The sequence below is a fragment of the Vibrio hippocampi genome (assembly GCF_921292975.1).
GTDB classification, from domain to species: domain Bacteria; phylum Pseudomonadota; class Gammaproteobacteria; order Enterobacterales; family Vibrionaceae; genus Vibrio; species Vibrio hippocampi.
Genome location: NZ_CAKLCM010000002.1, coordinates 1,562,646 through 1,588,480 on the forward strand (window position 1 = coordinate 1,562,646; position 25,835 = coordinate 1,588,480).

General features: G+C 45.7%; 21 protein-coding genes. 7 read left to right on the forward strand and 14 right to left on the reverse strand.

Annotated features, from left to right (window positions below; translation table 11 throughout):
• Positions 1 to 44: 44 nt before the first annotated feature.
• The 4 genes from rlmA (at position 45) to L9Q39_RS09365 (ending at position 6,434) form a co-directional block, all read left to right on the forward strand.
• Positions 45 to 863: a 23S rRNA (guanine(745)-N(1))-methyltransferase gene (rlmA, locus tag L9Q39_RS09350; RefSeq protein WP_237484818.1), complete on the forward strand. Its 819-nt coding sequence runs from the start codon at positions 45 to 47 to the stop codon at positions 861 to 863.
• Between the two features lie 105 nt (positions 864 to 968).
• Complete coding sequence (locus L9Q39_RS09355) at positions 969 to 1,919, forward strand: ChaN family lipoprotein (protein WP_237485545.1); 951 nt, start codon at positions 969 to 971, stop codon at positions 1,917 to 1,919.
• 264 nt (positions 1,920 to 2,183) lie between these two features.
• Complete coding sequence (locus L9Q39_RS09360) at positions 2,184 to 2,456, forward strand: hypothetical protein (RefSeq protein ID WP_435532835.1); 273 nt, start codon at positions 2,184 to 2,186, stop codon at positions 2,454 to 2,456.
• A gap of 399 nt (positions 2,457 to 2,855) precedes the next feature.
• A complete protein-coding gene (locus L9Q39_RS09365; RefSeq protein WP_237484820.1) occupies positions 2,856 to 6,434 on the forward strand; it encodes an AAA family ATPase in 3,579 nt (1,192 codons plus the stop codon).
• 67 nt (positions 6,435 to 6,501) lie between these two features.
• Here the strand turns inward: L9Q39_RS09365 and L9Q39_RS09370 are convergent, their stop codons facing one another.
• The gene (locus tag L9Q39_RS09370) at positions 6,502 to 6,951 is read right to left on the reverse strand and encodes a YcgN family cysteine cluster protein (RefSeq protein ID WP_237484821.1); all 450 of its coding nucleotides are present in this window, start codon (positions 6,949 to 6,951) and stop codon (positions 6,502 to 6,504) included.
• A 148-nt stretch (positions 6,952 to 7,099) separates the two neighbouring features.
• On the opposite strand from L9Q39_RS09370, the gene L9Q39_RS09375 reads away from it, so the two are divergent.
• Both L9Q39_RS09375 and aqpZ read left to right on the forward strand, forming a co-directional pair.
• Positions 7,100 to 7,330, forward strand: a complete 231-nt coding sequence (locus L9Q39_RS09375; RefSeq protein WP_237484822.1) for a YkgJ family cysteine cluster protein — start codon at positions 7,100 to 7,102, stop codon at positions 7,328 to 7,330.
• 161 nt (positions 7,331 to 7,491) lie between these two features.
• On the forward strand, positions 7,492 to 8,187 hold the full coding sequence (gene aqpZ / locus L9Q39_RS09380; protein ID WP_237484823.1) for an aquaporin Z: 696 nt from the start codon (positions 7,492 to 7,494) through the stop codon (positions 8,185 to 8,187).
• Positions 8,188 to 8,270: 83 nt separating this feature from the next.
• On the opposite strand, the gene recR is transcribed toward aqpZ, so the two are convergent.
• The 6 genes from recR to L9Q39_RS09410 form a co-directional block, all read right to left on the reverse strand.
• Positions 8,271 to 8,870, reverse strand: a complete 600-nt coding sequence (gene recR / locus L9Q39_RS09385; protein WP_237484824.1) for a recombination mediator RecR — start codon at positions 8,868 to 8,870, stop codon at positions 8,271 to 8,273.
• A gap of 23 nt (positions 8,871 to 8,893) precedes the next feature.
• Complete coding sequence (locus tag L9Q39_RS09390; RefSeq protein ID WP_237484825.1) at positions 8,894 to 9,223, reverse strand: YbaB/EbfC family nucleoid-associated protein; 330 nt, start codon at positions 9,221 to 9,223, stop codon at positions 8,894 to 8,896.
• Between the two features lie 214 nt (positions 9,224 to 9,437).
• Positions 9,438 to 11,555, reverse strand: coding sequence for a DNA polymerase III subunit gamma/tau (gene dnaX / locus L9Q39_RS09395; protein ID WP_237484826.1), 2,118 nt, complete (start codon positions 11,553 to 11,555; stop codon positions 9,438 to 9,440).
• Positions 11,556 to 11,572: 17 nt separating this feature from the next.
• Entirely contained in the window at positions 11,573 to 12,118 is a 546-nt protein-coding gene (gene apt, locus L9Q39_RS09400) for an adenine phosphoribosyltransferase (RefSeq protein ID WP_237484827.1), read from the reverse strand.
• Between the two features lie 200 nt (positions 12,119 to 12,318).
• Positions 12,319 to 12,684: a YbaN family protein gene (locus L9Q39_RS09405; RefSeq protein WP_237485546.1), complete on the reverse strand. Its 366-nt coding sequence runs from the start codon at positions 12,682 to 12,684 to the stop codon at positions 12,319 to 12,321.
• 309 nt (positions 12,685 to 12,993) lie between these two features.
• Positions 12,994 to 14,103 (reverse strand): response regulator, encoded by a 1,110-nt coding sequence (locus tag L9Q39_RS09410; RefSeq protein ID WP_237484828.1) that lies wholly within the window; start codon positions 14,101 to 14,103, stop codon positions 12,994 to 12,996.
• A 351-nt stretch (positions 14,104 to 14,454) separates the two neighbouring features.
• Here L9Q39_RS09410 and L9Q39_RS09415 point away from each other — a divergent pair, with 351 nt between their 5' ends.
• The gene (locus tag L9Q39_RS09415) at positions 14,455 to 15,333 is read left to right on the forward strand and encodes a LysR family transcriptional regulator (RefSeq protein ID WP_237484829.1); all 879 of its coding nucleotides are present in this window, start codon (positions 14,455 to 14,457) and stop codon (positions 15,331 to 15,333) included.
• Between the two features lie 136 nt (positions 15,334 to 15,469).
• Here L9Q39_RS09415 and purF read toward each other — a convergent pair whose 3' ends face one another.
• The 7 genes from purF to L9Q39_RS09450 form a co-directional block, all read right to left on the reverse strand.
• Positions 15,470 to 16,984, reverse strand: a complete 1,515-nt coding sequence (gene purF, locus L9Q39_RS09420) for an amidophosphoribosyltransferase (RefSeq protein WP_237484830.1) — start codon at positions 16,982 to 16,984, stop codon at positions 15,470 to 15,472.
• A 33-nt stretch (positions 16,985 to 17,017) separates the two neighbouring features.
• Entirely contained in the window at positions 17,018 to 17,509 is a 492-nt protein-coding gene (locus L9Q39_RS09425; RefSeq protein ID WP_237484831.1) for a CvpA family protein, read from the reverse strand.
• 61 nt (positions 17,510 to 17,570) lie between these two features.
• Positions 17,571 to 18,137, reverse strand: a complete 567-nt coding sequence (locus tag L9Q39_RS09430) for an SPOR domain-containing protein (RefSeq protein WP_237484832.1) — start codon at positions 18,135 to 18,137, stop codon at positions 17,571 to 17,573.
• Between the two features lie 54 nt (positions 18,138 to 18,191).
• Entirely contained in the window at positions 18,192 to 19,469 is a 1,278-nt protein-coding gene (gene folC / locus L9Q39_RS09435) for a bifunctional tetrahydrofolate synthase/dihydrofolate synthase (protein WP_237484833.1), read from the reverse strand.
• A 41-nt stretch (positions 19,470 to 19,510) separates the two neighbouring features.
• Positions 19,511 to 20,437: an acetyl-CoA carboxylase, carboxyltransferase subunit beta gene (gene accD / locus L9Q39_RS09440; RefSeq protein ID WP_237484834.1), complete on the reverse strand. Its 927-nt coding sequence runs from the start codon at positions 20,435 to 20,437 to the stop codon at positions 19,511 to 19,513.
• Positions 20,438 to 20,606: 169 nt separating this feature from the next.
• Positions 20,607 to 21,413 (reverse strand): tRNA pseudouridine(38-40) synthase TruA, encoded by an 807-nt coding sequence (gene truA / locus L9Q39_RS09445; protein ID WP_237484835.1) that lies wholly within the window; start codon positions 21,411 to 21,413, stop codon positions 20,607 to 20,609.
• A gap of 184 nt (positions 21,414 to 21,597) precedes the next feature.
• Positions 21,598 to 25,749 (reverse strand): FimV/HubP family polar landmark protein, encoded by a 4,152-nt coding sequence (locus L9Q39_RS09450; RefSeq protein ID WP_237484836.1) that lies wholly within the window; start codon positions 25,747 to 25,749, stop codon positions 21,598 to 21,600.
• Positions 25,750 to 25,835 lie beyond the last annotated feature (86 nt).

Below are 25,835 nucleotides of genomic sequence, written 5' to 3' on the forward strand. Positions count from 1 at the left end.
GGATATGGGTAGACTGAGCAAAATTTTCATATCGAGCCTATTCCATGCCTTATCAATGCCCACTGTGTGAGTTGCCTCTGACTCGTTCAGATCGTAGTTTTGTCTGCAATAACAACCATCAATTTGACTGTGCCAAAGAGGGATATGTCAACTTAATGCCTGTTCAGCACAAAGGTTCTAAAAACCCGGGCGACAATAAGGAGATGATGCAGGCAAGACGAACGTTCTTAGCTCATGGCTTTTACGCCCCTATGCGTGATAAAGTCGCTCAAACACTGACGCACTATTTAACGCCAAAGCAACATACCGTTCTTGATATCGGTTGTGGTGAGGGCTATTACACCAGCTATTTTCAGCAACACGCAGAGCAACAAGGGCATCAAAGCGATTATTATGGACTCGATATCTCTAAGGTCGCGATACGCTATGCCGCTAAGCGCTACCCTAATATCGAATTTTCCGTCGCATCAAGCCATCGCCTTCCCTTTGCCGACAATAGCCTTGACGCCATTATCCGAATCTATGCCCCTTGTAAGCATGAAGAATTGCAGCGTTGCCTAAATGCACAAAGCATCATGATTACCGTGACGCCTGCAAGTCATCACCTGTATGAGTTACGTGAACTCATCTACCAAGACGTTAGGCTCCACAGCGAAGAAGCGGAACAAATTGACGGCTTTGAGTTAATTGATGACTTAAAGTTATCTTACCCGATGGACTTAACCGGGCAGCAAGCGGATGATTTGCTACAAATGACCCCTTTTGCGTGGAAAGCTTCTCTAGAGTTGCGGGCATCATTAAAACAGCAATCATTGTTTATCTGCCAAGCGGATTTTACCATACGCATCTATCGAAAATCTTAATGATAATCACTTTCAATTTCATTGATTTAACTTAGGTTCTCTATTACCATTGAAGTATTGATCGCCTCTATGAATAGAGGCGAGTTAGACTGCGAGAACCCTAGAATGAAAGCCCTTGTACCGACCCTAATGCTGGCACTCGTTGCCGGATGTTCCACCACCCCATCTAACCAAGCGAATCAAGCGCCAACCGAGCCAGTTGTGTCCTATTATGACTATCAACTCTATACACCTTTTGGGCAACCGATAGAGTTGGATAACCTGCCTCAAGAACTGCTCGACGCCGATATTGTGTTGGTCGGTGAGTGGCACACGCATACGGGTATCCATCGTTTTCAGACCGACTTATTACAAGCGCTCTCTCAAACCGGCGCTAAGCAAATTTTGTCAATGGAGCAATTTACTCGTGATAAACAGACCATCGTTGATCAATATCTCGCGGGTGAAATTGGTGAACAGCCTTTGATTCAACAAGGCAATGCATGGCCAAATTATCAAAGTGACTATCGCCCACTGGTAGAGTACGCCAAAGCCCAGCAGCTCCCTGTTATTGCTGCGAATGCACCAAAAAATTTAGTGCGATGCATTGGTAGAGAAGGAACGGCTTATTTAGACAAGCTTGATGATGGTGAACGCCAGTGGATTGCCAACAATATCGACACCTCCGACTCTCTCTACAAGGAGAAGTTTTTTGCATCCATGCACCATGGTTCTCCTGAACAAACCGAAAAACAATATGCAGCACAGTTGACGTGGGATGCAACGATGGCCGAGAGTATCGTGAACTATATTGACCAACATCCAGAGAGCAAAGTCATGCATGTCGCAGGGAAGTTTCACACTGAGCAAGGATTGGGAACGGCGGCACAGATTCATAAGCTCAACCCAAATCTCAAGCTTGTTATTATCACACCTAAAGCGGACATCTCTGATAATGATAGCGACTTCCAACTACAGGTATTAACGCCGCCGACACGCTATGTAAAGACAGAGAACCAAATGGCTGCATACAAAAAATTGGCGTCGCGCCATTCCGATTTGACGTGTAAACCCTAAAAGCATTACCCATATTCGTTTTGTGCGGTAATGTTCACCGCACAAACGAATATGGCTTACTTTTTGCACAGTTATTGATAAAGGGTTCAATCGGCAACAAGCACAATCTTTGTTTAAAGATTGCGCTCAATTGGTCGATGTAGTTTATGAATAGTAAGGTGGAGAGCCGAGATGCAAACAGTAACCAATAATGTCGTCACTAACAGTGTCCCTGCGCCAACTTCTAATGTCACTGCCAAAGCGAGCGGTGATGCCCAAACAAAAATGGGCACAACCAACGGCAACACTTTGCCTTCTAGCAGCGGTGATTCCGTCACACTCTCTGAACAAGCAAAGTCCTTGCTTGCCGATGAGCAGAAACAGAAAGACGGCGATGAGTCACAAAGCATGCAGGATACGGTGACTTCATTCGCTCATGGAGCGCTTGGAATGGATCACCCTGATGCTATTGATGAACAAGACGACAGTTCCTATTCCGCTGGTCAATACGCCTCAGCGGCAATTACCGTGGGATCCATTCTGTTAGCATTGGTCTAATCAATATTGACGGTCAATAGCCGAATCCGACTTAGCCACACCAATCTGTATACGACTCATCTGCATCACTCACAGCCATTTAACTGCAATAGATGGCGAAAGTGCTTTTTTGTTGCACGTTTTTATTGATTTACATCACATTAATTAATTAAATGAACCTACCAAATACATTTCATAATATCTTGATTTTTATGGATAATATTTATTATATACTATAACTTCAAATCAAAATTTGCCACTGTTAACCTTCTGAAATCCGTGCCTTTGTTATCACATTCACAGCCCAGTCAAGCAAACGCGCCCTACCGAAATTTAACATTTGAAACAAAATGTAAACACCCTACCATTGATTGCAATGCAACCAGTTTATCGAATCAATTAGTCATTACGGAAGATAACATGAAACCAAATAAAATATCCCTTTCATTAGGGTTGGCAGGGATCGTCGCGCTTGCAGGCTGTAGTGACAGTGACTCGGAGAGCAGTACTAGCAACAGTGGTAACGCCTATAGCATTAAAGCGATCGATGGCTACCTACAAGGCGCTGAAGTTTGGCTCGACCTAAATAGCGATTTTGTCAAAGATGCCGATGAACCCAGCGCAACATCAGACGAAAATGGTGATGCCGTTCTTACCATACCAAATTCGATTTCTGACCCTACCCTCTACCCTGTTGTAGTAAAAGCAATCGCAAATCAAACCGTCGATATCGATCACGGTGTGATTAAAACTGATTTTGTTATGTCAGCACCTGCCGGAGAAACCGACGTTACCCCATTATCCACTCTGGTTCATGTGATCATAAACCAAACAGGCGCCAGCACCGATGACGCACAAGCAAAACAAGATGCAATAGAGCAAGTTGCAGAACAATTAGGTATCGACAGTGACAAAGTACTCGGTGACTTTATCGCTGATGAAGGTAAAGAAGATGCCGCGTTTGCGGCAAGTGCCATTGTCGCTTCCAAAGTGCTCCCACAAGACAGCGAAGACTTGATGGATGAGGGTTCGGTGCTTGATGGGGCTGAGCGTGCCAATGCCAACATCAAAAAAATCATCGATGATGTCAATCAAGATAACGAAAAAAACTTTGATGGTCTTTTTGATCCCGACACTGACACTGACCAAGATGGCGTGCCAGATGTAGTTGACGCGTTCCCTGACGATGCGCGCGAGCAGTATGACCTAGATGGTGATGGTACGGGTGATAATGCCGATCTTGATGACGATAATGATGGCACCAGCGATGTTGATGACCTATTCCCTACCGACCCCACAGAGAGCTTAGATACGGATGGTGATGGCGTTGGTAATAATACCGATACCGATGACGATGGCGACGGCTATTTAGATGCTAACGATGCGTATCCTCTCGATGCAACCTTATCTGGCGACCTTGATAATGATGGTGTCGATAACCTAGTCGATGAATTCCCCAACGATGGTACTCGCGCCGGTGATAGTGACAGCGATGGTGTTGATGATCTTGACGATGCTTTTCCTGATGATGGCAGCAAAGCTGGCGACAGAGATCAAGATGGGTACGATGACCTAGTTGATGAGTATCCTGATGACGGAAGCAAATCAGGAGACGATGATAACGATGGCGTCGATAACCTTGATGATTGGGCACCGCAAGATCCAAACGAATCGGCGGATAGCGATAATGATGGTTTAGGTAATAACGCCGATGACGATGATGATAATGACGGTGTTAAAGATGAATTTGACAGTGCTCCTGAAGATGACACACAAGGCAATGATAACCATGCTCTAACTGCTCAATGGTTATATAACCAATCACAAGTGTTCGCTTTAGGCAGTGATGATGAGTCGAGCTTGTTATTAGAAACCTTTGACGTGAATGGCTACACAGTAAGCACCAGCGCCATAGAGCAGGTTTTAGCCACTGGTGAGCTATTGGATCTTGGCATTGATTACTACCGCGACTACGTGTTGACGGTGAACGGTTGGACATCAGTCTCTGCCTATTCGATTCGTTACGCTGATAGTGTACTGACCGCTTATCCAACCGATGCACCTAATCTTTCCTACCGACTGACTGGCGAGTTGATGGATCTTGCCGGAATGAATGTGGGAGATTACATCGAAGATATTTGGTCGAGCATTTCTGATGATTCTGCGGAGTTCTCTACCGACTCCTTTGTTGCCTACTTTGATATTACCCCTGAGCAAGATATCTATACCCTTTGGTCTAGCAGACCTTATCTACTCGCCGGTGACGGTGGTATGTCAGATGGTTACGAATCAACATCACTTGATGACCTTATCACTGGGATCTCAGCAGGTGATTCGGTTTCAACTGGTGTGGTTAAAGCCGTTATGATCGGCGATGAAGCCGCAGTTGAACTAGTCAGTGACGGCACCGCGAACTATTACACTATGGGGTGGAGTAATACTGGTCTGGCAACAATTGACGGCACGAGCACATGGACTCGTAGCACGATGAACGGAGAAGAAGTACTCACATTTACCGTACCTAACGCTGTTATAAATGAATGGGGTGAGCGTTGGTATGAGAGTTCTGCAACTCTCCTATACGGTGAGATGGATGATAGGGTGTTACAAGGTGCTGTAAGATCTGCCGACATGACACTAGAGGGCGATAAAATTAGTCTTTTGTCTGAGTCAGTGAAAGAGCAAATTCTCGCTATTGCCGATATCCCACGCAGTACCTGCTATGAAGGCGATACTGATGAACAGCCAACCTTTGCTGATTTCGAAAATAGCATTGCCGCCTGCGGCGGAATTGAGTCAGAATTTACTCCAGATATGCTTGAAGGCATGACTTTCCAGCGCTTCCGCTCTGATGGCTCAAGCAGAGAATATACCTTTGCAGCCAATGGAGACCTGAACGTAGCGAAAAGCGGAATCTATGCTTACACCGATAGTTGGAGCATAGAAAATGGCTATGTAAAAATCACCGACGATGCTGACTATGTTTGGTACTTGGCGCTGATGTTGTCTGAAAATTCGAGTTGGTCACTTAAAACCTTTGAAGAATGGCAAGAAGATGGACAGCAATACAGTCTCATTTGGTCAACGGTGGTATCACAATATGATATGCCTGTCTGCGCCTTCCCTGAAAGCGAGAACCAGACTGAGACTGACTTCCTCGATACCCTTGCTACCTATGAAGAATGTACAGGTGAAGCCGTCCAACTCACTGAAGACGACCTAGCGGGCAAAACACTAATGCGAACCAACAGTCGTGGTGAAATTCGGGCTTATGAGTTTAGTGCCAACGATGATTCTGGTATCTACTACCAAAACGCTGCTGCAAGTGGTCGTTTCGGTTGGCGTATTGAAGACAATAATCGTGTTGAACTCTACAGTTATGGCTCGCCAAATGATGTTTGGAGCGTGGTCATATTGCTCGGTCAAAATGATTCCCTTAGTGAGTTTATTGTTCACTATTCACCGCAAGATATGGAAGTTTGGTCTGATGATTACTACGACGTCACCAACTCTCAAGTGAGCTACTGTGCTATCGGTGACACCATGTGGGATGATGAAAATGATATACCTTTGACCACAGGTTCTTTTGATGACTACTTAGAGGCCGTTAATGGTTGCCGTGAAGACACTGGAACGACTGCATGGTTTAGTAATGAATTTTTCGAACTGGACTATGTGGTGACGACTTTTGCTGACACGGGTGATGGAGAGACTTACCAATTCTTGAGCGATGGGACGGGGCAATATTCAGATGGGGAACAAGATTTCTCGTTTACATGGGAAATCGACAGCGAAAACGACCTACTCGTCGTGACCATTGAATACGGTGACTTGACCTCAATTGACTATATGGCACTGGTTGAAACCAACGGTACTAGCCTATCATTGAAGAATATGTCCAAAGCCAATGCTGAGGGTTGGCCTGGAATTGGCGAAGATGATGAAGGTGATATCTGGGGCAATATTTATCACGTAAGTTTGGAAGTTCTCGACCTGTAATTCGTCACCCTATCACGAATAAATCGGCTACGCGGAGTCTAACAGCGTAGTCGATTTTCTATTTGTATCAGCGCTTTTGCGCATGGGAAGGTAAATTCAATATGTGGTCTTCCCAATCCACAACATCAATTTCGTACACGACTTGGTTGCGCACGCTCTCGCCCGCCGCATGCATCGCTGACTTTGAGCCCGTGATAAGAGGGTGCCACACTGGGAGAGTTTTCTCTTCGGCAAGTAAGCGATAAGAGCAGGTTTCTGGCAACCAATTAAATTGATCAATCTTGTCGCGTGTCAGTTTTAAACACTCTTCACCAGACTTGAATCGATTGGGGTAATCTTTACAGGAACAGGTTTTACTGTTTAACCAACTGCAAGCCACATTGGTGTAATACACTTCGTCGGTATCTTCGTCCATCAGTTTATGCAGACAGCACTTACCACAACCATCACAAAGCGATTCCCATTGCTCTTCACTCATCTGTTCTAAAGAAAGGGTTTCCCAAAACGGTTTGCTCATGATTCGATACCTTGTGTGAAATTGAGCCGTTTTATACCGTTACTAGCAACAAACTTCAAGTACTTCTCTTACTCTGCTTACCGTAGGGTCTTGACTCAAACGATGCATATTCATACACTGCGCAGCCCATTTAAATAAGGTGTACACGATGGATTGCCGATTAGGTTGTGGTGCTTGTTGTATTGCACCGTCAATAAGCTCACTCAATAAACCTGCCAATACTCGCTGTCAGTATCTGGACAGCCGCAATCTTTGCTCGCTATTTGGGAAACCGCAACGTCCTAAAGTATGTGGTGATTTTAAACCGGAAGCGGATATTTGTGGCACTTCCAACCAACAAGCGATGGACAACCTTATCTATCTTGAATCGGTCACCTAGTTTACTCCGGTTTAACCCTAGCACTATCACCAATTCGCTCCTGACCATTTTTGTCGACGCTTTGCGACACTGTTTTTTTATCGCACCCCTCTCTTTGGCAAGCCCAATTTAATGAACTATGTTTCTTACAGGAACAAACATATTTTCTACAAGGAATGACTATGAATCGATATCTTGCAGAGGTTTTTGGTACGTTTTGGTTGGTGTTAGGTGGCTGTGGCTCGGCGGTGTTGGCAGCAGCATTTCCCGATGTGGGAATTGGTCTATTAGGGGTTTCGCTTGCGTTTGGTCTGACCGTTCTCACGATGGCTTTTGCTATCGGTCATATCTCAGGTTGTCACCTTAACCCAGCAGTCAGTATTGGCTTATGGGCAGGAGGGCGCTTTGAAGCCAATCAATTGCTGCCTTATATCGTGGCACAAGTTATCGGCGGGGTGTTAGCGGGTGGCGTATTATATCTAATTGCCTCAGGGCAAGCGGGTTTTGATGCCGTCGCCTCCGGCTTCGCATCCAATGGTTATGGAGAACATTCTCCCGGGAAGTATTCATTAACCTCAGCCCTGATCTGCGAAGTAGTGATGACTGCGATGTTTTTAATTGTGATCCTCGGTGCAACTGACTCGCGAGCACCACAAGGCTTTGCTCCTATTGCTATCGGGCTCTGTTTAACCCTGATCCACCTGATCAGTATCCCGGTGACCAATACTTCGGTGAATCCTGCACGAAGCACGGGGGTTGCACTCTATGTGGGTGACTGGGCGACCAGCCAACTTTGGCTGTTCTGGGTCGCACCTATTATTGGTGCCATCATTGGCGCTTGGATCTATCGTTCTTTGCTCAGTAACAACAACGAATAGAGCGACCAAGTACCAAGCTAAAAATTAGAAAAGGGCGTACCACGCCCTTTTCTTGATTCAACTGAGCTCTGTATCTTATGGCTCTATATCTTATGCCTACCAAGTAGGGAGTGAGACAAGGTCGTGCCATCGACTAACTCTAGCTCGCCACCTACCGGGACACCATGAGCAATGCGACTCGCAGCAACTTGGTGTTCGTGGCAAAGTTCTGCAATATAGTGTGCCGTCGCTTCACCTTCAACCGTCGGGTTAGTCGCTAAAATCACCTCACTAATACCACCCTGCTTTAAGCGATAATCGAGTACATCAAGACCAATGTCGCTCGGACCGATACCGTCAAGAGGCGATAAATGCCCCATCAGTACAAAGTAGCGACCAGAGTACTGCCCCGTCGCTTCCACCGCAGCGATATCCGCTGGGCTCTCCACCACGCAAAGCTGACCATTCTCTTGACGCTTAGGGTTAGCACAAATGTGGCAAACCTCTTCTTCAGTGAAAGTACGACACTCTTGGCAGTGACCAATTTCGGTCATTGCTTGTGACAATGCATCGGCAAGTTGCACGCCACCTTTTCTATCTCGCTGTAACAAATGAAAGGCCATGCGCTGAGCTGACTTGGGACCTACCCCAGGCAGACATCGCAAGGCCTCCATCAATTGTTCCAGCATACGACTGCTTCGCATATACTGCTCTCTAGAACCTCAGATTAGAACGGCATCTTCATACCTGGTGGTAATTGCATACCACCTGTCACTGAAGCCATTTTCTCTTTTTGAGTTTCTTCAACACGACGAGCTGCATCGTTGAAAGCCGCTGCAATCAGATCTTCCAGCATCTCTTTGTCGTCTTCCATTAGGCTTTCATCGATTTCTACACGACGAGTGCTGTGACTACCTGTAATGGTGATTTTAACTAGACCTGCGCCGGCTTCACCCGTCACTTCCATATTTGCAATTTCTTCTTGAAGCTTTTGCATGCGATCTTGCATCTGCTGGGCTTGCTTCATCAAGTTGCCCATACCGCCTTTACCAAACATAATCTTCTCTCGGTTTATTCAAATTAGTGTTACTGACATGGGGTCATTTGTTGGAAAAGCAACCCCGCGAAAAATCTTGTTACTGGCTCAGCTAATCACTTTACTTAGCGATAACGAACCGAGCGACAACTCGCCTAATGATAATTAACTCAACCCCAAATTAACTTAGCTACGATTAACTTAGCTACGATTAACTTAGCTACAATTAACTTAGCTACAACGGACGAATACTTTCATCATCTAAATCAGCTGCAAAACGTGTCTTGATAAACTGTACGTGTTGATCCTGATGCACATTTTGCGCTGCAACGGTCAGTTTCTCTTGATAGATCTGCTCTCTTAACTCAAGTGGCGTCGTACCTTCGGTAGCACTAGTGACACTCAAGATACAAGATTCGCCCAGCACTTGACTCAAACTGGCAAGTAGCTCAGTTTGGTTTTTATCGCTGTTTAAGTGCTTATGGCTATCACGAAGCCCCAATTCAATTACATTGCCAGACTTTCGGTAGACAGAGTTTAGCGCTAACTGCTGTGCTAATTTACTGATATCAAGGCGCTCTATTAATGCTGCCCATTCGTCTCTTTGCGTTGCTTCCCGTGTCAGTTTTTCTGCCATTTCGGGCGTTTTTACGTGTTCTAATGCTTTTTTCAGAATCGACGGTTTAAACGTGGGCTTACTCTCTTCCTTGACGGGTGCTGCACTGGGCTGCCAACGATACGGTTCTTGCTCAGTTTGCGGAACGTCGGCACCACCAACATTATCGACTCCTTTGGGCATCGGAGCAGAAGTTCGCTGCGCGACACGCTCCAACACAGAAGAGCTGGTCGATGGTGCATTACTCTTTTTTACAGACGGTGTTCCACCTTGCGATTGACTCTGTCGTTTTGAGCGCAATTGATGCCTTAAACCACCAGCACTAGGTACTGGCTGCGTGTCAGGCTGTACTGGCTGTATCGTTTCAGTCGGTTGAACATGAGCATCCGACATACGATTGTCATGCTGCTCTGGCGCCACCTGTGGCGCAGGAGAGTCGTAGTCAGCGACCGAAGGATACGGTTGTTCGTAAGACTGCTGCCCCTGAGATTGCCCATATTCGGTCGGTACATCGGGCAGTGGCGCGGGTGACACAGAAGCGCTTTGAACCGGTTGAGCAACCACGGATTCCGCTGCACTGGTTGCAACCTGAGCCATGACTTGCGGCGATGTCACGCCAACCGGTACAGTTTGAATTTCGTTAACAGCGAGACCAGAAGTCGGTCTAAACGCCAGCATACGCAATAACGTCATCTCCACCGCGATACGTTGCGATGGCGAAAATGGCAGATCTTGACGACCTTTGAGTGCGATCTGATAAAACAGTTGTACGTCTGAAGCTGATAACTGGCTCGCCAACTGGTTCACTTTCTCGGAATCGGCACTCTCTTGCTCACTTTGAGGGAGCACTTGCGCCATGGCAATACGATGCAATTGCGACGCGAGTTCCGAAACTAAAACGTCCCAATCAATGCCGTTCTCCGATAACTGTTGCAGCAGGGAAAACAGAGACTCTGACTCCCCTCGACTCACCGCTTCAATCAAAGCGAGCGCCTGTCCCGAGTCGAGCGTTCCCAACATCTGGGAAACCGTATCAGCGGTAATTTGACCGTTGCCTAGTGCGATGGCTTGATCGGTTAAACTCAATGCATCACGCATACTGCCATCCGCGGCATGCGCCATCAAAGACAAAGCGCGTGGCTCAGAAGTGACCGCTTCCTGCTCTAATACATGACTAAGTTGCTGCTGAATCGTATCGACCGTAATCGGTTTTAAGTGAAACTGTAAGCAGCGAGACAGGATCGTCACAGGGAGTTTTTGAGGATCCGTCGTAGCCAATAGAAACTTAACGTACTCTGGCGGCTCCTCAAGGGTTTTCAGCAAGGCATTAAAACTATGACGAGACAACATATGAACTTCGTCAATCAGATACACCTTAAAGCGATTACGCGCCGGTTTATATTGCACGTTATCAAGTAACTCACGGGTATCTTCGACTTTGGTTCTCGATGCCGCATCAATCTCAAGAAGGTCGACGCTGCGACCCTCTTCGATTTCTAAACAAGTTGAACATTGACCACAAGGGGTTGCTGTGATGCCTTGCTCACAGTTCAACCCTTTGGCAAATAAGCGACCAATGGAGGTTTTACCGACACCCCGAGTACCACTAAAAAGATACGCATGGTGCAGTCTATTCTGGCTCAATGCATTTTCGAGTGCGGTCAATACATGTTGTTGGCCGACAACTTGAGAAAACTGCTTTGGACGCCATTTTCTCGCTAACGCAAGATAACTCATTTAGTCAGTCCTAGTGATTAGTGACCTTCAAACTCACAGATACTAAATACTTCAATATCTAGTGCTTCTAATCGTTTGTCACCGCCAATCTCTGGCAAGTTGATAACAAATGCAGCGTGGTTTACTTCACCGCCAAGCTTACGAATAAGCTTTGTTGTCGCTTCGATTGTACCGCCGGTTGCAAGCAGGTCATCGACCATCAATACCTTGTCACCTTCAGAAATCGCGTCGGTATGGATTTCTAGCGTATCCACACCATATTCTAGCTCGTATGATTGAGCGATAGTGTTACGAGGCAATTTACCTGGCTTACGCACCGGGATAAAACCAACACCGAGTTCTAATGCTAGTGGAGCGCCGAATAGGAAGCCTCTCGCCTCTGTTCCAACAATCTTAGTGATCCCGTAGTCTTTGTATTTTTCCACTAATACTTCGATAGTGGCGCGATAAGCGGCAGCATCTTCCATCAGGCTAGTCACATCACGGAAAAGGATGCCTGGCTTTGGATAGTCTTGAATAGATTTGATGCTAGATTTGATCTGAGAAATTTTGTCGATTGTCATAATTTTTGTCTCTGGAAAGGTCTTGATGTGCCTAACACTCAGAGTGTTGCCTTACCTGAGTAAAGCATACTTTCATTCTGTAGGTAAAAAAATAAAACGCCCACTAACTATGTGGGCCGTCACTTTATACCCAAGGGATTTCAAGATACAGAGCATTAAGCATCTTGAGGTCACTTGGGGATGTAATGTTAGTGATTTTCTTAACGCTCAGCAACCGACTGTTTCACAGGAATCCGCAAAAAAATGCTAAAAATAACCAGAAAAAGCACAAAGAGTGCAATTTTCAACCAAACCTGTGGCGCAAAGAAAATAGAAACCGAGAAACTGCAGCAGATAAAAATTGCCCCTCTCAATTTTACCTTTTTGGCAATGCATCGATGTTGCTGCCAATCTCGAATAATGGCACCAAAAGTCGCATGATTCCACAGCCAATCATGAAGTCGAGGGCTGCCACGAAGAAAACAGGCACTGGCGAGTAATAGAAAGGGAGTTGTCGGCAGCAAAGGCAACACGATGCCTGCAATACCAAGTGCTACGGCAACAATGCCGCAGCTATTTAACACCATTTGTTTAAATGTTAACCTGTTGTTATTACTCAAAAACCTGCATATCCATTAAATACTCGTAACCATGTCAGAGTAGCGGGTAGCGTAGGAATAAGCAATGCTAGGATAAAGCCAAGGAAATAGAAAATATTATATGGATCTTTGAAGTGACTATCTGACATAAATCGACCTAAGTATTAGTATGCAAAACACGCTTGGATTATCCAAGACATTAACATGTCGACTATATATCAGTTACAAGTTAGCAAACACCGAGGAAAAGTGCGGTTATTTTAACATCGACCCTCGCGACTGCGCTAAACACGATGCTCAAACATGATGGTTACCATTCATACCAATCGTCCAACTAAAGCTGCTCGACCCCAACCGACTCAGTGTTAACTTATTATTGCTATCTACAACAAGATCTTTGGTCATAAAATTACTCATACATTGCTCACCGAGTCGTTTCGCCCCCGCAATATTGTAATGCGCGGTTTGATTAACCCAGCGGCAATCAAGCCCAGCAGGAAGTATGGATAATGTGCCACTAGATAGTTCCACCACACCAAAAAGCGCATCCACTGGGAATGCACAGTTCGCACAGTTCATCCCCTTTTCGATATCACCCGCTAACGACTTAATATCAATATTGTTGTGACCTAAACGGCGAATATGATCGTCAAACAACGCTCGCACTAACAAGGTGCTTGCCACCCCACCGTCTTCACTTGAAGAAGAGTCCACCAAATAAAAAGCTAATTGACCGCTCAACAGCCAAGAATAATCAAAGACTAACGGTAGCTGCTCTGTGGCTTGCAAAATATGATAACTACTTTTCCATACCCCAAAGGCGGAATCTTTATCAGGTAGCAGTGCAGTCAGTAACTCTCGAGCGGCATTGGGGTTATGTTGCAGAAATTGGAGATGCCAATGCAATTCTTGCTCATCGGCGATTTCCGACGTCGATGCATCATCCAATCTAAACCAGCGACTCACAAAATCTGAGTTGAGTTGCGTCGTCGCGGTATCGTCAAGAACCGAATGAATCACTTGATCGAGATGCTTGAAGTTGCCAATTGGCTTGGTGAGAAAATCTTTTACACCAAAACGAAGGGCTTTGGCGACATCTGCCATATCGCCGGTTGCAGAAATGACTATCACTGGCAATGACGGATAGGCAACACTGACCTCCTCCGCAAACTCCATTCCACTAAGAAATGGCATCGTTAAATCACATAAAACCAGATCAGGCTCAGTCGAAGGAAGCAATCTTAGCGCCTCAAGTCCATCGTTGGCTTCTACCACACTGTGTCCAACCACTTCCAAATAATTCCTTATCGTACGACGGAATATTGGGTCATCGTCGACAACCATAATGTTGGAACCGTGCCGCTGTGGTTCAACCTGTTTCATGGCTTGCGTCTCTAGCTTTGACATACAGTAAGACCTCACAAATTCCTTTTTGTGTTTTTTAATGCATTTTATGGATTTGCATCAAACTTCGTATCGTAAGAAAACGTCACAATGATGCGGTTGATTATCGTTTGTCGCCAAGAACTACACTAATAACTGTAGGCAGAAAACTGCTTTTATACAAATCTACCGCGGTAGCAAAAATTAGAATACAATAATACAAGGTCGGGGCTGTAAGGCAAGCTATTGATATGATAATAAATTAGCGCTTTACTCTGGCTTTCCTCTAGATAGAACTATATAAATCCTACGCTACTTTCAGTCTATACCGTGCGCTTAAAGAGAAACTTCTCTAAGGAATATACCAGTTACATTATGAAACTAGACGATCTTAATTTATTTAGACTTGTCGTCGAAAATGGTAGCTATACCGCCACTTCGCGTAAGACTATGGTGCCTGTTGCTACCATCACTCGCCGTATTCAAGCTCTAGAAGACTCACTTGATTTACGACTACTAAACCGTCATGCTCGCAAACTCTCTTTGACTGAAGCCGGAGAGCGTTTCTACAACGAATGTTCGCCTCTACTGCAAAGACTCGCGTCAACGACTGAGGAAATCACTGACGACTGTAAAGGAGCCTCCGGAAAGCTAAAGATCTCCTCACCGTCCAATCTGACAAAACGTATGTTGATGCCTCTGCTGAATGACTTTATGCATCAATATCCTGATATCAGCCTAGATTTAACAATGAGCAACCATGCTGATCAACTCGATCCTACGGAGTGGGATGTGATATTCCGAGTCGGTCCGCAACGTGATTCAAGCTTGATCGCTCGTAAAATCGGATCAGTGAAAGATATTCTCGTTGCTCATCCAAAATACTTGGCTAAATTCGGCGAGCCAAAACACGCTGAGGAATTATCACAACATAGGTTACTCAAAGGTGAGCCACTGATTAAATGGCAGCTTAAAAATACCAGCGGTGAGTCGATTATCAACAATATGAAAGGTCGCTTTGAAGCCAACAGTTTAAACGTTGTGCGCCGAGCCTGTTCGTCAGGTCTTGGAATCACTCTTATGCCTGATGTCATGTTGAAAGAATATATTGAGCAAGGCGAGTTGGTACGCATACTTCCCGATTGGAGTGCAAACCCTCGTGAGATCTATATGCTCTACAATCATAAAGATCACCTACCAGAAAAAGTGAGACTCTTTATTGATTATGTTATCGAAGGAAGTACCCGCTGGTAGCCTAAAATAATGGGGATTACTGATTCGTGCGGACTTAGTTAGCCAGTTACCTAGCGAATCAGAAGTCAGTCAGATACAAAAAAACCAGAGCGATTATGAAGCTCTGGTTTTTTATTACTGTAACATGATCAACGAGTTAGATATCTTCGTTATGCAGTTCTAAGTTAGCCAGATCTTGTTGAATATCTCTTTGCACTTTTGCATCATCGTTACGCAGTGAGTCCAAGAATTCAAGATAGCTTTGATCAATATCGCCCGTGACATATTCGCCATTAAATACTGAGGTCTCAAATAGCTGAATATCTGGGTTGCCCAGACCGACAGCGTCGATAAGGTCAGGCAGTGTTTGATAAATCAACGCATCCGCACCAATCTGTTTACAGATGTCATCGCTGTCTCTGCCGTGAGCAATTAACTCGCTTGCACTCGGCATATCAATACCATAAACATTCGGGAAGCGAATCTCAGGCGCTGCGGATACCATGTAAACCTTGTTCGCGCCTGAATCACGAGCCATCTCAATGATTTGCTCTGAAGTCGTACCACGCACAATTGAGTCGTCAACCAAAAGGACGTTCTTACCTTTAAATTCCGAGCGAATCGCATTCAGTTTACGTCGTACTGACTTCTTACGCTGCTGCTGACCCGGCATGATAAAGGTGCGTCCCACATAGCGGTTTTTAACAAAGCCTTGTCGATACGGTTTATCAATCGCTTGAGCGATTTGCAGAGCAATATCACAAGACGTTTCTGGGATTGGAATAACAACATCAATATCCAGATCAGCAAAATCGTGCTTGACGCGTTCGCCTAGTTTCTTACCCATTTCTACCCGTGCACTGTATACCGAGATTTTATCGATAAAGGTATCTGGGCGAGCAAAATAAACAAACTCAAAAATACATGGGTTAAGTTTCGGATTATCGGCACACTGACGAGTATGCAGCTCGCCATCAAACGTAGCATAAACAGCTTCACCCGGTGCTACATCGCGAACAAAATCAAAACCGACGGCATCAAGCGCGACAGATTCTGACGCCACCATATACTCGGTTCTGCCTTCGATTTCACGTTTACCCAAACAAAGTGGGCGAATACCGTTCGGATCACGGAAAGCAATCATACCGTGCCCAATGATCATCGCAACAACGGCATAAGCACCTTTAACTGTGCGGTGAACATTAGCAACCGCGCGGAATACATCATCCGACGTGACATTGCCTTTTACCGTGTCGATTTCATGGGCAAGTACATTTAGCAGCACTTCAGAGTCTGAAGTCGTGTTGACATGACGACGGTCTTTTTCGAATAACTTTTCACGCACTAAATGCGCATTCGTCAAGTTACCGTTGTGCGCAAGGGTAATGCCAAAAGGTGAGTTTACGTAAAAGGGCTGAGCTTCCGAAGCGCTTGAGCTACCCGCGGTTGGGTAACGAACGTGACCAATACCTACATTGCCTTGGAGGCGTTGCATGTGTTTTGCTTCAAATACATCTTTTACCAGACCATTCGCCTTACGCAGACGAAAACGATTGCTTTCTATGGTAACAATACCGGCAGCATCTTGGCCGCGGTGCTGTAAAACGGTTAAAGCGTCATAGATAGACTGATTTACTGGCGTAGTGCCAACAAGTCCAACAATACCACACATGTCCTAATCCTCGATTTTCGACATTAGCTGGCGCTATTTAGCGCCAGGCAGGAAACTAGAGTTTGCTTCAATGTGTTCAAAAAACGGCTGAATGACCAACTTAAAGTGGGGAACGAGTTGTGACTGCTCCCACCATTCACTGCGATTAAGCGTAGTAAAGGTATCAACAAAGAACAGTACCGCAGAGATAATCAAAACCCCTCTCAACGCGCCAAATACAATACCCAGTATTCGGTCTGTTCCTGACAAGCCCGTTTTTTGAACCAGTTGCCCTAAAACATAGTTTATCAACGCACCGACTATCAGCGTTGCTACGAATAGGGCGGCTATCGCCGCACCATTGCGCACCATGTCATCTTGAATATTGGTAAAGTACACCGCAAGCTTGGTGTAGTACTGGCTAGCTATAAAAAAAGCGCCGAACCAAATAACAAGTGACATAGCTTCTTTCGCAAAACCACGAACTAAGCTGATAAGAGCCGAAAGCCCTATCACACCTAAAATGATAAAATCTAACCAATTCATGAATTCTTCATCTCAAGTTGGCGCGCATTTTAACAGAAAAATCCGCGACGCAAACGTTTTCTTATGGGTTTAATGGTTTAAATTTGAGCAATTGACCTCTAGAACCGGTAATTTTCTCTAATTCTAGTAGTTGTTGCTCTAATTTTGTTTTCGATACGTCTGGACCAATAATCACACGGGTGAAATTTGTCTCCTGCTTAGCATGGGCTTGATATCCCCTTTTCTGCAAGTCTTTTACCAGTGCGTGTGCATTATCTTCATTTTTCAGCGCCATCAGTTGAATAATCCAAGCGCTATCCTTGTAATCATTGCGCTCAACAACCTCAATAACTTGAGTCTCAACCTCTGGCTTAGCCTCAGGGCTATCTTGTCCAGTTTCTGCCGTCTGCACTTCCTCTCCGGCAACCTGTGCTTCGACTGGAGATGGCGGTAATGCCGCGCTGTCCTCTTCCGGCTCAAGTACCACAAAGGTCTCTACCTGTGAACTGACTTCTGGCTTCAGAGGAATACTGGCAAATTCTTCTTTGTAGTGTGATTTCTCACCATCAAGCAGATCGGGCAAAATGATCACACCAATCGCTACTAAAACTATGGTTCCGACTAATCGACTCTGGAACTGACTTGCCATAACGGCTCCTCTACTCGTTGATCGTTTCGATTAAAAGATTAATCGTGCTCTACTCTACTTTGTGCTGGCTGTAGCTTGTTGGTAAGCAAGTACTTCTCCTACCGTATGAAATGATCCCACGACCAAAATCGTCTGTTGTGGATCCACTTCTTGTACCGCAGCTTGGTAGGCTAATTTTGGGGATGAATACTGACCCGCAACCATATCGTCATCAAGGTACTGAGCTAATTCATCCGCAGTCGCCGCTCTTGGTCCATCAAGCGACGCTAAATACCATCGCTTGGCAATCGGCTGCAACGCGTTGATCGTCTGTTCAATATCTTTGTCATGCAGCATACCCAACACTAAGCTATATTTAGCCGTCTCGTCCTTGGCAAGCAATTGAGAAACTAAATACTGTGCTGAATGAGGATTATGAGCGACATCAAGCAAGGTAGTGGGTTTACCTTCAACGACTTGCAACCTACCTGCCAAACGAGCGCTTTTTAGCCCATTGACAATATTAACATCGGAAATGTCCAATCCAGAACTGCAAAGCGCCATTAGGGCGGTATTCGCGTTCATTAGCGGCAAATCAGGCTTAGGCAAATCTTCTAGGGTATATGCACCGTGAACCCAACGCCAAGTGTCCTTGCTCGTTGATTGATAATCAAATTGGATACCCGTTTGGTAGAAATCCGCTTGGATGTCGTCTGCATGTGCAGGTACCGTCGACGGAGGCGCTGGCTGACCGCAAACCGCAGGTTTGCCACTGCGGAAAATACCCGCTTTTTCAAAACCAATCTTGCTGATGTCATCGCCCAGCCAATCCACATGATCCACCGCCAAACTGGTGATAACCGACACATCATGATCAACCACATTGGTAGCATCAAGGCGGCCGCCTAAACCCACTTCTAATAACACCACATCGACTTGGTTGTCTTGAAATAACTTAAGAGCCGCTAAGGTGGCATATTCAAAGAAACTCAAACTCACTTCACCACGTAATTGCTCGATATCATGAAATGCTTGTGCATGAGCTTCATCAGCAAGTTCATTGCCATTAATTCGAACGCGTTCGTTGTAGCGAATAAGGTGGGGAGAGCTGTAAACGCCAACTTTATAGCCAGCATCAAGAAGAATCGCTTCCATTAAAGCGCAGGTGGAACCCTTACCATTGGTGCCGGCAACGGTAATCGTCACTGGCGCTGGTCGTGTTAACTTCCCTTGTTGGGCAACGACAGACACTCTATCGAGACCAAGATCGATGGCACTGGTATGGATACTATTTAAATAATCAAGCCACATCGAGAGTGGGGATGTGGCTTGTGGTTGTTTGATTGTACTCATTAAGTCGTTGTTAGATTAACGTGGATAACTTAATGGGTACTTTACCCTTTTTCGTCGGCTTCTGGTACTTGATATGCAGGTTCTACTGGAGAATCTTGAACATCCACCACAAGTGGCGAGTCATAATTGGTCATTTTAGCAATTAGACCACCCACGCGTTGACGCATTTCGCGGCGATCGACAATCATATCGATAGCACCATGTTCTAGTAAGAACTCACTGCGTTGGAAACCTTCGGGTAGATCTTCACGTACTGTTTGTTCAATAACACGACGACCCGCAAAGCCAATCAAAGCTTTCGGTTCACCAATGTTAATATCACCAAGCATCGCCAAACTCGCTGAAACACCACCCATCGTTGGGTCAGTCATGACCGAGATGTAAGGCAAGCCTTTTTCTGATAGGCGCTCAAGCGCTGCGCTGGTTTTTGCCATCTGCATCAGCGACATCAGTGCTTCTTGCATACGTGCACCACCGCTGGCAGAAAAACAAACTAAGCCACAGTTATTCTCAATCGCCGCATCGACGGCTTTGACAAATCGAGCTCCAACCACCGAGCCCATTGAACCGCCCATAAAAGCAAATTCAAATGAACACGCCACAATTGGCATACCCAGTAATTCGCCCTTCATCACAATCAGTGCGTCTTTTTCACCACTGTTTTTCTGTGCGACTGAAATACGTTCTTTGTAGCGTTTAGAATCTTTAAATTTAAGTTTATCTTGCGGCTCAAGCTCTGTACCAAGCTCTTGGCGGTTGCCTTCATCAAGAAACGTCTCAAGACGACGACGAGCCTTCATTCGCATGTGATGACCACATTTTGGACAAACTTCTAAATTACGCTCTAGTTCAGCGTGATAAAGCACCTGTTCACATGAAGAACATTTGGTCCAGATCCCTTCTGGGATGGACGCCTTACGTGAACTACCGATATTGCTTTTTTCTAAAATCTTTTCAAGCCAACTCATGGAAGACCTTTTCTCTTATGGCTCTCGCAAACAACTGCAAAAGCGTGACACTCAAAACTTCATCAACGGATTAAACCACATTAGCACACAAGTGTAGACAAAAAACTGGTTGTACCTATTTTAGCTTGGCTAATTCGTTACTGAATCCTTTCAATCGCTTGGGTGAAAATCACACCCAACCATTGGATAAATCATTGGGTAAAAATAGTGGTCCAAGGGGTACTCGCGGCAAAGAGAACGCTTGAGGATAATCAACATCCACCAGATAGAGTCCTTCTGCTTTCGCAGTTGCACCTGCCAACTTACGATCTTTTTGTTGCAAAAGCCACTCTATCCATTCTGGCTCTTTTTCACCCTTGCCGACAAGAATCAGGCTGCCAGTAATATTTCGCACCATATGGTGTACAAACGCATTGGCCTTAATATCAATCACCACATAGGGACCGTGACGAGAAACATTGAGATGCATAATATTGCGCCAAGGGCTTCTCGACTGGCACTGAACCGCGCGAAAAGAGGTAAAATCGTTTTCACCTAATAAGTATTGACCCGCCAGTTGCATTTTGGTTTCATCCAACTGCCCGTGATAGTGGCTAACTCCTGATGATAAGATACCCGGACGTAAATCATCGTTATAAATAACGTAGCGATAACGTCGAGCAGTCGCAGTGAAGCGTGCGTGAAACTCTTCTGGGACTTCTTTCGCCCAGCGAACCGCAATATCTTTGGGTAGGTTTGCGTTCACACCCATCGTCCAAGCAATCGGCTTTCTTATTGCATTTGTCTCAAAATGGACCACTTGTCCGGTGCCATGAACACCGGCGTCAGTTCGACCCGCACACTGAACTTCAATAGCCTCATTGGCAACAATCGATAGTGCTTTTTCGAGATGCTCTTGAACACTAATCACTTCACGTTGACGCTGCCAACCAAAGTATCGTGTTCCATCGTATTCTATGCCGAGTGCTACTTTCATATCTTTCTCTGTACTGCTTGCTTGTCATTGGGCGCAAAGTATATACCTTATGCGCAATTGAGCTCAAGGTAAGCCAATTTTATAAAACCAGTCCTATAAAACCAGCCCTACAAAAAGAGCAGCGGGTTAAACGCTGCTCTTCATCATTTCCGACTACCCTATGTCGTATGGGTTCTCTCAGTGTTTAATATTGGCTGTAGTTCGATAACTTCGCCAACAACTGAGTCGCTTGTTGTTTCAATGGCTCAGAACCCTCGGCTTTGACTTTTTCCAGTAGCTTAACCGCCCCTTCAATATCATTCATTTCAATGTAGATATTCGCAAGGTCCAAGTTACCTGCCGCTTCTGACTCATCATCAACATCCACGTCACTGATCTCGCCAATCACATCAGGGAAGTCATCTAGACCCACATCCAGTTTCAATTCTTCATCTAACTCAGAAGATACGGCACTCTCTTCACTTTCCACTGAGGCCATTAAGTCGTCAATGGTCAGGTATTGCTTGGCGTCTCCCTCAAAGTCCGTATCAGGATTTTGAGAACTCCAATCCTCATCGCTCGCAGATGACAAGGAACCCGCATTTTGTTCGTTCCAAATCGCTTGCTGGTCTTCTGGTATATCACCGTCAATTGTCGCCAGCTGTTCGTCCGTGAGGGTAAACCCATTCCAGTCTTCACCACCACGTCCGCTTAACGAACTTTCATCAAGCATAGCCGCAAGATCAAGACCTGCACTATCGGCTCTATCTTGGTCTACTGGGCGAATATCTGAGAACGTCGCTTCACCGTCTTGTAATAACTCGCCGAGTTCGCCTTCCTGCTCCAACGCGTTGCTGTCTAGCATAGAGAAAGCATCGGCTAAAGCGTCAATTTCGGAATGGTTTAGGGTTTCACCGACCATTTCTTCATTGAATAACGCGTCTAGTTGCGGGTCATTAGATTTTTCATCGGTGTTGAGAACCTGATCGGCAGCGCCTGCTTCAACTTCATTCGCTGAATCAGCCTGCTCTGGTTTTGCTTTTAAATCAGTATCCTGCGTATTTTTAACGACGGATTCATCATCACTCGCACCCCATTGTGCTAAAGCGTCTTCTTCACTGTATTGGGGCAGATCGGCATCATCAAAGCTAAAGTCTTCTTCTGATAAATCCGTCTCTGTCAACTCACCTTCATCAATAGCGTGAGCGTCTTCGTGTTCGAAGTCGGCTATAGCTTGCTCTTCGCTATAGTCGCTATTAAGCGCTGAGTTTAGAAAGTCTAAATCATCTGCTGGCTCTGCTGGCTCTGCTGGCTCTGCTGGCTCTGCTGGCTCTGCTGGCTCTGCTGGCTCTGCTGGCTCTGCTGGCTCTGCTGGCTCTGCTGGCTCTGCTGGCTCTGCTGGCTCTGCATGGAGCGAATCCGTTTCGATCTCCGGCGTCAACTCTGTATCAGGGGTGTGGCTGGCTGGTTGTTGAGGTTCTTCGTCAAGCAACCAATCATCATCCTGAGGGACACCAAACTCATTGGCCATCAAGCTATCAATATCAGCTTGCTGCTGTGCTTCGTCAATCTCTTCATTGGGGAGCTCAGAAACACTCTCGATCTCCGGAGTAAAGTCGAACTCTGGATTATTTACTGAGCTATCACTAACCGAACTATCATTTGCTGTTGATGATACTGCGTCATCGGCTTGGCGTTCATGATTGATAGACTCTTCATTCGTTGCACTTGACGCCTCACTTGCCTCGCTTGAAGTTTCGAACTCGGAAGAGTCTGGTTGTTCAATCACTGGATCGATTAAATCATCGACATCCTGTGGGGCATCCAAAATATCTTGGTCACCCCCTGTCGGCGCTTCAACGGCTTGATCCAACAGCGCATCAATATCATCGTTAGAAACGTCTAAGGCTTGTTCTTGCTCTGCGGGTGTATCTACCGCTTCATTCAACAACGCATCAATGTCATCGTCAGAAACCTCTAACGCTTGTTCTTGCTCTGCGGGAGCATCTACCGCTTCATTCAACAACACATCAATGTCATCGTTAGAAACGTCTAAGGCTTGTTCTTGCTCTGCAGGTGCATCTACCGCTTCATTCAACAACTCATCAATGTCATCGTTAGAAACCTCTAACGCTTGTTCTTGCTCTGCAGGCGCATCTAACGCTTCATTCAACAACGCGTCAATGTCATCGTTAGAAACGTCTAAGACTTGTTCTTGCTCTGCGGGCGCATCGACTGCTTGACTCAGTAGCGCATCAATATCGTCGTTAGAAACACTTGTCTCTTCCGCGACTGCCGTTGGCGCTTCTGCTGTCTGATTGAGTAATGCATCAATATCGTCTTGAGAGCCCTCAACATCTGAGCCGAATAATTCACCCGATGATAACGGGTCGATATCAAGATCGTCTTCGTTGTCAGTTAGCGAGCTTTCAAACAGCAGTTCGTCTAAAAGCTCCGTGCTGTTCTCATCGATTTCAAAATCATCTTCTTCCACCTTTGAAGATGAAAGGAGCTCATCAACCTCATCATCACTGTCGACTAATTCGTCTAGAGTGATAGCTGAGTCCTCTAAACCTGACAGCTCAAGGTCATCATCTAACTGCTCATCAAGTAAAGAGGCATCATCATCTTTCTCAGATTCCAAGCTGTCAGTGCCTTGAGAGAACTGAGCAAACAAATCATCAATATCGTCATTGGAAACATCTACGTTAGACGACGGGTCCTCAGGAAGATTAAACTCGCTCTGATCCAAACCGAGGTCAAAATCATCGCCAGATAATAACTCATCCATATCTGCTTGATTTAGAACATCTTGTACGTCCTGATCAAGAGCAGGCTCAGGCTCTTGCTCTGAAACACTAGAGAATAATGCATCAAGATCGGCTTGAGACACCGGCTCATCGAGTGACGTTTCATCATCGGAAAGATCTAAATCAAGGTCATCGTCACTGCTCACTGAAACGTCGTCTAAGGCGCGCTCCATCTCCTCTAGACCCAGCGCTTTCTCACCATCTTTAACACTGATGCCATTGGCGCTTTCATCAAGATCGACATAGCCAAGATCGAGCTCGCCATCGTCTCCGATACTTGAGAACACATCGTCCTCATCATCAAGGTTGAAGTCCAAGTCACTATCATTGAGATCGCCAAATATATCATCGGCATCATCATCACTTTCAGCACTTGACTCATCCATAGTGAGATCTTCATCAAGACCAGCTAGCAGATCATCACCAAACGTTTCTTCGCTCTGCTCGTCTTCGGCAAGCAGTGCCGCTCCAGCGGCGCCTGCAGCCATGACTTCAGGCGAACCGGAATCCGTGGTTTGTTGTTGCTGTTCTTTTTCCGACGATTTGCGACCACGCATCATTAAGATGGTTAGTAAGCCCACCAAAAGAGCAGGAACGATAGCGAGTAGTCCGACAAACCAAGGTTTTGCTAACCATATATCCCATTGGCTCGGCGCCATACGATCAATTTCTGCTTGCTTACGTCTTTCATCCGCTAACTGACGTTCGACTTCTTGGCGAATTCGTTCTTCGTTCGAAACTTCGTCTTTTAGGGTTTCAACTTCGTTCTGTACTTCGGACAGCATCAGGCGTAACTGATGATTACGCTCTTCCAAAGAAAGCAGTTCACCTTCAGAGCGCGTCAGTTCTTGTTGCAGTTTTTCGGTTAGCTTTGTTTGAGCTTGAATCAAAGGTTCGGCGCTTGGCTTGCTGTTGGTGAGTTCGCCACCTTGACTGACCGTTCCTTGACTAGCCTCAGCATTATCTGAAATATCAGACGACTTAGCCGGCTCTTGTTTGCTTTCTTTTGCTACCGGTTTGGGTTCAACGACTGCCGCTGGTTTCTTCGCTTCAGGCTTTGGATCTGCTTTTACTACTGGCTTGGGCGGAACCACTGGCTTGGGTTGAACGACAGGCTTAGCTTTTGGCCTTAACTTATCTTGATGCGCCGCCAGAATTGACAAGGCTTCTTGTAAATTGGTCGCCGAAACTTGTGCGGCAGAAGGGAGCCTTAGACGGCTGCCTGGGATCAATTTATGAATATTGTCCTGCTCAAATGCACTGGGATTGAGTTGATAGAATGCATAAATGGTTTGTTGCGTCGTACTGTTCTGCGGACGAAATTTAGAGGCGATACTCCACAAGGTCTCCGTTTGGCCAGTTGGACCATAGTAACGAGTCGGTTGCGTCGTAGTGTCCACTGAACGCACTGGCTCTGAATACTGAGGAGCGTTAATAATCTCGCCAGTAGGGCCTTTGAGTCGAATAGTGTCAGCGCTGATTGAAAACGTGGTTGTCCCTATTGATAGTGCCAATACGACTAACAAAGGTTTAAAAATTTGATGCATGGAAGGCTCAGCTGTCTGCAATTTAATAATACAATTCTTATCTGTGTACTATATCGGATAATGGCTTGAAAACTAAAGTTTGCTAT

What these genes read in the sequence shown, in the direction of transcription:
- L9Q39_RS09390 (WP_237484825.1), bottom strand. Translation starts at nt 9,223, where the DNA reads ATGTTTGGTAAAGGCGGTATGGGCAACTTGATGAAGCAAGCCCAGCAG.
- dnaX (WP_237484826.1), bottom strand. Translation starts at nt 11,555, where the DNA reads ATGAGTTATCTTGCGTTAGCGAGAAAATGGCGTCCAAAGCAGTTTTCT.
- L9Q39_RS09425 (WP_237484831.1), bottom strand. Translation starts at nt 17,509, where the DNA reads ATGAATTGGTTAGATTTTATCATTTTAGGTGTGATAGGGCTTTCGGCT.
- L9Q39_RS09370 (WP_237484821.1), bottom strand. Translation starts at nt 6,951, where the DNA reads ATGAGCAAACCGTTTTGGGAAACCCTTTCTTTAGAACAGATGAGTGAA.
- L9Q39_RS09360 (WP_435532835.1), top strand. Translation starts at nt 2,184, where the DNA reads ATGGGCACAACCAACGGCAACACTTTGCCTTCTAGCAGCGGTGATTCC.
- recR (WP_237484824.1), bottom strand. Translation starts at nt 8,870, where the DNA reads ATGCGAAGCAGTCGTATGCTGGAACAATTGATGGAGGCCTTGCGATGT.
- L9Q39_RS09410 (WP_237484828.1), bottom strand. Translation starts at nt 14,103, where the DNA reads ATGTCAAAGCTAGAGACGCAAGCCATGAAACAGGTTGAACCACAGCGG.
- truA (WP_237484835.1), bottom strand. Translation starts at nt 21,413, where the DNA reads ATGAAAGTAGCACTCGGCATAGAATACGATGGAACACGATACTTTGGT.
- L9Q39_RS09430 (WP_237484832.1), bottom strand. Translation starts at nt 18,137, where the DNA reads ATGGCAAGTCAGTTCCAGAGTCGATTAGTCGGAACCATAGTTTTAGTA.
- purF (WP_237484830.1), bottom strand. Translation starts at nt 16,984, where the DNA reads ATGTGTGGTATTGTTGGACTTGTTGGCACTACGCCAGTAAATCAGTCT.
- L9Q39_RS09405 (WP_237485546.1), bottom strand. Translation starts at nt 12,684, where the DNA reads ATGGTGTTAAATAGCTGCGGCATTGTTGCCGTAGCACTTGGTATTGCA.
- L9Q39_RS09355 (WP_237485545.1), top strand. Translation starts at nt 969, where the DNA reads ATGAAAGCCCTTGTACCGACCCTAATGCTGGCACTCGTTGCCGGATGT.
- L9Q39_RS09415 (WP_237484829.1), top strand. Translation starts at nt 14,455, where the DNA reads ATGAAACTAGACGATCTTAATTTATTTAGACTTGTCGTCGAAAATGGT.
- folC (WP_237484833.1), bottom strand. Translation starts at nt 19,469, where the DNA reads ATGAGTACAATCAAACAACCACAAGCCACATCCCCACTCTCGATGTGG.
- aqpZ (WP_237484823.1), top strand. Translation starts at nt 7,492, where the DNA reads ATGAATCGATATCTTGCAGAGGTTTTTGGTACGTTTTGGTTGGTGTTA.
- L9Q39_RS09365 (WP_237484820.1), top strand. Translation starts at nt 2,856, where the DNA reads ATGAAACCAAATAAAATATCCCTTTCATTAGGGTTGGCAGGGATCGTC.
- rlmA (WP_237484818.1), top strand. Translation starts at nt 45, where the DNA reads ATGCCTTATCAATGCCCACTGTGTGAGTTGCCTCTGACTCGTTCAGAT.
- apt (WP_237484827.1), bottom strand. Translation starts at nt 12,118, where the DNA reads ATGACAATCGACAAAATTTCTCAGATCAAATCTAGCATCAAATCTATT.
- accD (WP_237484834.1), bottom strand. Translation starts at nt 20,437, where the DNA reads ATGAGTTGGCTTGAAAAGATTTTAGAAAAAAGCAATATCGGTAGTTCA.
- L9Q39_RS09450 (WP_237484836.1), bottom strand. Translation starts at nt 25,749, where the DNA reads ATGCATCAAATTTTTAAACCTTTGTTAGTCGTATTGGCACTATCAATA.
- L9Q39_RS09375 (WP_237484822.1), top strand. Translation starts at nt 7,100, where the DNA reads ATGGATTGCCGATTAGGTTGTGGTGCTTGTTGTATTGCACCGTCAATA.